The organism is Qipengyuania sp. YIM B01966, assembly GCF_016461955.1.
In the GTDB taxonomy this organism is placed as follows: domain Bacteria; phylum Pseudomonadota; class Alphaproteobacteria; order Sphingomonadales; family Sphingomonadaceae; genus QFOP01.
Map to the genome: position 1 here is coordinate 204702 of NZ_JADMNM010000004.1, position 6567 is coordinate 211268.

Below are 6567 nucleotides of genomic sequence, written 5' to 3' on the forward strand. Positions count from 1 at the left end.
TCGATTACGCGGGCGACGCGGATGAACTCCGCGGCCTTCACCTCCTTGCCGGCCGATGCCTGTCAGCCCGGTCCGCAGGGCACTTACGGACCTGATCGCATCACGCGCTACAGCTATGACACGCTCGACCGCGTCACGCAGGTCACCAACGGTTACGGGACCTCGCTGGCGGTGAACGAGGTGACGCTTGGGTTCACGCCCAATGGCCGGCTTGCGCGGGCGACCGATGCCAGGGGCAACCGCACGACCTATGTCCTTGATGGGCACGACCGCAACTATCAGGTGCGCTTCCCGGTGCCGACCCCGGGTGCCGATACCAGTTCGACCACCGACTACGAGCAGTACGGGTTCGATGCGGCCGGCAATGTGACCAGCTTCCGTACGCGGCGGGGTGACGTGATCGCACTGCAGTACGACAATCTCGGCCGGCTCTACAAGAAGACCCTGCCCTACCGCGCCGATGTGCCGGCGAATGAGCGCCGGCCGGTGGATTATCGGTTCGACCTGCTCGGCCAGCTGACCTCGGTGACCTTCGATGGCAGCGGCGGCCAAGGCGTCTATTTTGGCTATGATGCGCTCGGCCGGCAGAACTCGACCACCACCACGATGGACGGGGTCACCCGTATCGTCGGGTCTGCCTATGACGCGGCCGGTCGCCGCACGCAGATCACCCATCCCCACGGTCAGGCGTTCACCCACGCGCTCAACATCGCGGGGCAGACGACCTCGGTCTCCTCGCCGCAGGCGACGCTGTTCGGCTATCAGTACTTTGCCAATGGCCAGCTCTATCATGCCTGGCGCGGGTCAAGTGCCGCCAACACGTTCAGGTACGATCCGGTCGGGCGGCTGAACTGGATGATCGTCAACCTTGCGGGCGAAGCCGATGACAGCCCGCGGACCTATGTCTACAATGCGGCAGGGCAGATCATCGGGTAGAACCGGGCCAACGATGGCTATGCCTGGAATGGCGGGGTCACCATCGAGCGCCCCTATGTCGCCAACGGTCTGAACCAGTACACCAGCGCCGGCAATGCCAGCTTCGCCTATGATGCCAATGGCAACCTCACCTCGGATGCCACCCACAGCTATGTCTATGACAGCGAGAACCGGCTGATCAGCCGGACCGGCAATGGCTCGAGCGCGCAGCTGCGCTATGATCCGCTGGGCCGCCTTTACGAGGTATCGGGCAGCCACAGCGCCACCCGCCGGTTCCTCTACGATGGCGATGCGCTGATCGCCGAATATGATGCGGCCGGGACGATGACCGACCGCTATGTCCATGGCCCTATCGCCGGCGCCGACGATCCGGTCGCCTGGTATGTCGGCGCCAGCACCGATGCCAGCGCGTTGCGCTATCTGTTTGCCGATGAGCGCGGCTCGATCGTCGCGGTGACCAACTCTGCGGGCGCGCGGATCGCGATCAACAGCTACGATGGAAGCGAAGCTGAACGAGCACCGCGAGGACAATATGGCATCCCCGGCTCCGGCAATGTCGGCCGGTTCCAGTATACCGGGCAGATCTGGCTTCCCGAACTCGGCCTTTAGATCGCGAATGTTTTTCGGCGATCATGCTGCGCGGCATGATCTCGGTCACTCGGTCTATCTTGCCGCAACGCTAATCTGCGAAGCGGAGGTGACGTTATGAGTTTCGAAGTTCCGATTGCGCAGGATATCTGGTCCGCAAAATACCGCTTTAGTGGCAACGAAACCGATCGTGGTGACGCGGACTTCACCGATACCGCACGCCGAGTTGCAAAAGCGGCCAGCCAAGCTGAACCCGAGCTCAGCCGTTCGGAGTGGGAAGGCCGGTTCTACGAAGCGATCGAATCTCTGCGGTTTATACCTGCCGGCCGAATACTGGCGGGCGCCGGAACCGGACGCGCGGTTACGCTTTTCAACTGCTTCGTGATGGGGACCATCCCCGACAGCCTCGAGGGCATCTTCGAACATCTCAAGCAGGCGGCGCTTACCATGCAGCAGGGAGGCGGCGTGGGTATGGATTTTTCCACGATCCGGCCGCGCGGCGCAGAGGTCAAGGGCGTGGGATCGGATGCATCGGGACCGCTCTCCTTCATGGACTGCTGGGATGCGATGTGTCGCACGGTTCACTCAGCTGGTGCACGGCGCGGGGCGATGATGGGATGCTTGCGCATCGATCATCCTGACATCGAGGAATTCATCGACGTCAAACGGCAGCCCGAGCGGATGCGAAATTTCAATCTTTCGGTTCTGGTCACCGATCCTTTCATGGATGCGCTCGAAAACGATGCCGACTGGCCGCTCGTCTTCGAGGGCGAGACCTATCGCACGGTGAAGGCGCGTGACTTGTGGGAGCAGTTGATGCGCGCAACCTATGACGTCGCCGAGCCGGGCGTGATCTTCGTCGATCGTGTCAACGCACTCAACAATCTTGCGCACTGCGAGAAAATCAGCGCGTCCAATCCATGTGGGGAACAGATGCTTCCGCCCTACGGCGCATGCCTGCTCGGCTCAATCAACCTTGCCGCTCTGGTCGAACGTCCCTTCGAAGACGATGCACGGCTTGATCTTGGCGCGCTCACCGAACTCACCGCCACGGCTATCCGCCTGCTGGACAACGTCATCGACATCAGCCGCTACCCTCTTCCCGAGCAAGAGGCCGAAGCCAAGGCCAAACGCCGGATCGGGCTCGGCATAACGGGCCTCGCCGATGCTCTGCTCTACTGCGGCGCGGCTTACGGCTCCGACGACGCAGTGGCTTTGCTCGAGGAGTGGCTGGGAACGATCCGGACCGCTGCTTACCGCGCATCGGCAGAACTGGCGCGCGAGAAAGGCGCTTTTCCGCTTTACGACCCTTCCATGCTTAAACGTCCCAATATCGAGGCCCTGGACGAGGAAACACGCACCCTGATTTCGGAGCACGGGCTGCGAAACGGATGTCTGACCTCGATCGCACCGACCGGCACTACATCGCTACTGGCAGGCAATGTATCTTCCGGCATCGAGCCGGTCTTTGCCTACAGCTATCAACGCAGGATCCTTAATCCCGATGGTTCGGCCAGACACGAAGCGGTCGAAGACGACGCGCTGCGCCAATGGCGCGCCTTGCGCGGTGACGAGGAGCCCCCGGCAGAATTGTTCGTCAGTGCGCAGTCGCTTTCTCCCGCCGATCACGTCGCAATGCAAGCATCTGCACAGTCAATGATCGACAGCTCGATCTCCAAGACCGTGAACGTGCCGGAAGACATTCCGTTCGCCGATTTCCAGGAAGTTTATCGCGAAGGCTATGCTCGCGGGTGCAAGGGATTGACCACCTATCGTCCCAATGCGGTGACCGGCTCGGTGCTGAGCGTCGAAGAACCAGCAGGCGGCGAAAAGGAGGTCTTTGCAGACCCAGTCCATTCGGAACCGCCGAAACGAGCGGAGATGCTCGATGGCGCCACTTACAAGCTCAAGTGGCCGGACAGCGCGCATGCCCTCTACGTGACCATCAACAACATTGATGATGGCACGCACAAACGTCCTTTCGAGATATTCATCAATTCGAAGAACATGGACCACTATGCGTGGACCTTGGCTCTAACCCGAATGATATCCGCCGTGTTCAGGCGCGGCGGTGACGTCTCATTTGTCGCGGAGGAACTCAAGGCGGTGTTCGATCCGCGCGGAGGAGCATGGGTCACCGGTCGCTTCGTTCCCTCACTCCTCGCCGCGATCGGAGACATCATCGAGCGACACATGGCGCAATTCGCGCCGGCCCAGTTGGATCTGCCGATCGAGCCGAATCCTGAAGCTGCAACCTCGTTTACGGCAGCCCCGATGGGTCCCTGCTGCCCCCAGTGCGGGGTTCCCGGCATGATACGAGAAGAAGGCTGCAACAAATGCCTTTCCTGCGGCTTTTCCAAATGTGGATGAAACTTTATAATCATAGCTGATGGACGGAACGAAACGCCTGGCCCTGCGACGCGAACGTGAAGCGAAAGCACCGATCGTGCTGCAGGCCGGGTTTCGTCCCTTCTTCATCGCAAGCGCAGCGTGGTTTCCGATAGCGATGGCCTTCTGGTTGGCGTTTCTGTCAGGAAAGATCGAACTTCAGTCGCACTTGGATCCCGTGACTTGGCACAGCCATGAGATGATCTTTGGTGGCGTGGGCGCGGCGATGACAGGGTATCTGCTTACGGCTACTCCGAACTGGAGCGGTCGCCTTCCGGCAATCGGGGGGCCTCTCCTTGTAATGATGGGTTGGTGGGTCCTGGCGCGAGTAATCAACGCCGCCGCCGGCTGGGCAGGGCCGTGGCCTGCAGCACTGATTGACTCAGGCTACTATTTCGTTCTGGCAGCTGTGATTGGCCGCGAGAGCTGGCATGGAAAGGGCCGAGGCGCCTCGATAGCAGTGCTGACGGCCGTATTCGCGATCGCGTGCGGTGCGCATCATCTTGCTGCTGCAACCGGCAGTTTCGATCATGGCATTTTCGCTCGGGCAGGCATTGCGATCCTCGTCCTGCTAATTTCGCTTGTCGGCGGTAAGCTTCTTCCGTCCTTTACCCGCAATGCCCTTCCACGAGATATTCGCACGACAGTCACTGCTCAGGAAACGCGGTTCGACGCCATCGTAAACTGGGTGACCGCCCTGGCTTCGCTGGCTTGGATCGTGGACTTGAAAGGAGTCGCGCCGACCATGTTGGCTCTCGCCGGCGTGTTGCATCTGGCTCGCGCGATCCGCTGGCAGCCATGGCGCGTCACACATGAGCCTTCGGTCATCTCCCTTCATCTCGCCTATCTACTACTCCCCCTTGGACTGCTTGGCCTTTCGTTCATCGGGGAAGGCCGTCAGTCGGATGTCATGCACCTGCTTACGGCCGGATCGATCTCCTGCATGATACTGGCCGTCATGGCTCGCCTGAGCATTACTCAGACCGGTCGCCACCCTCGTTGGCGGCTTGCTCCTTTGGCGGCCGTTCTGTTCGCCTCGCTCGGCGCAATAGTCCGCGTCGTCTCCGGAACCGGTCCGATCCCCTTGCAGGAAGGATGGCTCCTCGCCGGCGAGCTTTGGATGCTTGGGTTCGGCGTTTTTCTTATTTTCTTCGCACCGATGCTTGTTCTTCCGCGGGTGCGTCGTGGATCGCGCTAGGTCAATGTCCCCTCCAGGCACGCATCCGTTCTCCATGCCCTTGAAATTCCTGCCGCGCGATGGCCCGCAGATGAACCTCGTCCGGTCCGTCGGCGATGCGGAGCGAGCGCATTCCGGCGTATGCATGCGCAAGCCCGAAGTCGTCGGACAAGCCGCCCGCACCATGAGCCTGCATCGCATCGTCGATAACCCGCAAGGCCGTTCGCGGTGCGGCAACCTTGATCATTGCGATTTCCCGCCGCGCGGCCTTGTTGCCGACCTTGTCCATCATGTCGGCGGCCTTGAGGCAGAGCAGGCGCGTCATTTCGATGTCTAACCGCGCCTCGCCGATCCGCTGCTCCCATATCGACTGATCCGCCAGCCGTTTTCCGAAGGCCACTCGCGACAGAAGACGATCGGTCATTTTCTCGATCGCCACCTCCGCAGCGCCGATTGCGCGCATGCAGTGATGGATTCGTCCCGGCCCGAGACGGCCCTGCGCAATTTCGAACCCCCGGCCTTCGCCCAGGATGATGTTCGAGGCGGGAACCCGGACGTTGCGCAGCAGGACTTCCGCGTGACCATGGGGTGCATCGTCGTATCCGAACACCGGCAGCATCCGCACGACTTCGACCCCATCGGCATCAAGGGGAACGATAATTTGCGATTGCTGGGCGTGTCGTTCCGCTTCCGGATCGGTCTTGCCCATCACGATCGCCATCTTGCAGCGCGGATCACCGACTCCGGACGACCACCATTTCCGCCCGTTTAGAATGAAGTCGTCACCTTCCCTGCGAATGGAGGTCTGGATGTTCGTGGCGTCCGATGACGCCACGTTCGGCTCGGTCATCAGGAATGCCGAGCGGATTTCACCATCCAGTAGCGGCCGCAGCCAAGTCGCCTTTTGCTCTGGCGAGCCATATCTGTGCAGTATTTCCATATTACCGGTATCAGGCGCCGAGCAATTGAATGCTTCGGAGGCAAAGCCCACACGGCCCATCTCCTCGGCGCACAATGCGTATTCGAGATTGCTCAGTCCGGCACCGCGGTAGTTCTCGTCGTCACTTTCAGAAGGTGGAAGGAAGAGGTTCCATAGCCCCTCGGCGAATGCACGAGCCTTGAGTTCCTCAATGACAGGCGGAGGCGACCAGCGGGAAATACCTTCAGTCTGCATATGCTCATCATAGGCAGGAACTGCTGGATAGACGAACGAATGCATGAAGCTGCGCACCCGGTCACGCCATGCGGTTTGTCTCTCTGATAAAGTGAAATCCATCTGTGCATCTCGCTAGTCGAGGTCGTTCTTCGACATCGATTTCACGTGAATGCTACTTTGCCGTTCCACAGTTCGCCTTGATGCAGATCATAGCTCGCCGCGTCCGTCGAACGTGCGCGATATCGCGAGCGGAAATTATCTGCCGCAAACCCATCAGGAAGCGGACAGGCTAGGCGACGTGGACAAATTGGAGCCAGTATCT

5 protein-coding genes are annotated in these 6567 nt (G+C 60.5%); 4 read left to right on the forward strand and 1 reads right to left on the reverse strand.

The features are described 5' to 3' along the window. The first annotated feature begins 21 nt into the window (after nt 1-21). The 4 genes from ILT46_RS07170 to ILT46_RS07185 all read left to right on the forward strand — a co-directional run bounded on the left by ILT46_RS07170 (nt 22) and on the right by ILT46_RS07185 (nt 5110). The gene (locus ILT46_RS07170) at nt 22-936 is read left to right on the forward strand and encodes an RHS repeat protein (RefSeq protein ID WP_199503940.1); all 915 of its coding nucleotides are present in this window, start codon (nt 22-24) and stop codon (nt 934-936) included. 324 nt (nt 937-1260) lie between these two features. Next, nucleotides 1261-1545 (forward strand): hypothetical protein, encoded by a 285-nt coding sequence (locus ILT46_RS07175; protein ID WP_199503941.1) that lies wholly within the window; start codon nt 1261-1263, stop codon nt 1543-1545. A gap of 96 nt (nt 1546-1641) precedes the next feature. After that, nucleotides 1642-3894, forward strand: a complete 2253-nt coding sequence (locus ILT46_RS07180) for an adenosylcobalamin-dependent ribonucleoside-diphosphate reductase (protein ID WP_199503942.1) — start codon at nt 1642-1644, stop codon at nt 3892-3894. Between the two features lie 19 nt (nt 3895-3913). Then, nucleotides 3914-5110, forward strand: coding sequence for an NnrS family protein (locus ILT46_RS07185; protein WP_199503943.1), 1197 nt, complete (start codon nt 3914-3916; stop codon nt 5108-5110). A gap of 1 nt (nt 5111) precedes the next feature. Here ILT46_RS07185 and ILT46_RS07190 read toward each other — a convergent pair whose 3' ends face one another. After that, a complete protein-coding gene (locus ILT46_RS07190) occupies nt 5112-6365 on the reverse strand; it encodes an acyl-CoA dehydrogenase family protein (RefSeq protein ID WP_199503944.1) in 1254 nt (417 codons plus the stop codon). Nucleotides 6366-6567 lie beyond the last annotated feature (202 nt).

Excerpts from the sequence above, each read along its gene's own strand:
- ILT46_RS07170 (WP_199503940.1), top strand. The coding sequence starts at position 22 with ATGAACTCCGCGGCCTTCACCTCCTTGCCGGCCGATGCCTGTCAGCCC.
- ILT46_RS07175 (WP_199503941.1), top strand. The coding sequence starts at position 1,261 with ATGACCGACCGCTATGTCCATGGCCCTATCGCCGGCGCCGACGATCCG.
- ILT46_RS07180 (WP_199503942.1), top strand. The coding sequence starts at position 1,642 with ATGAGTTTCGAAGTTCCGATTGCGCAGGATATCTGGTCCGCAAAATAC.
- ILT46_RS07185 (WP_199503943.1), top strand. The coding sequence starts at position 3,914 with ATGGACGGAACGAAACGCCTGGCCCTGCGACGCGAACGTGAAGCGAAA.
- ILT46_RS07190 (WP_199503944.1), bottom strand. The coding sequence starts at position 6,365 with ATGGATTTCACTTTATCAGAGAGACAAACCGCATGGCGTGACCGGGTG.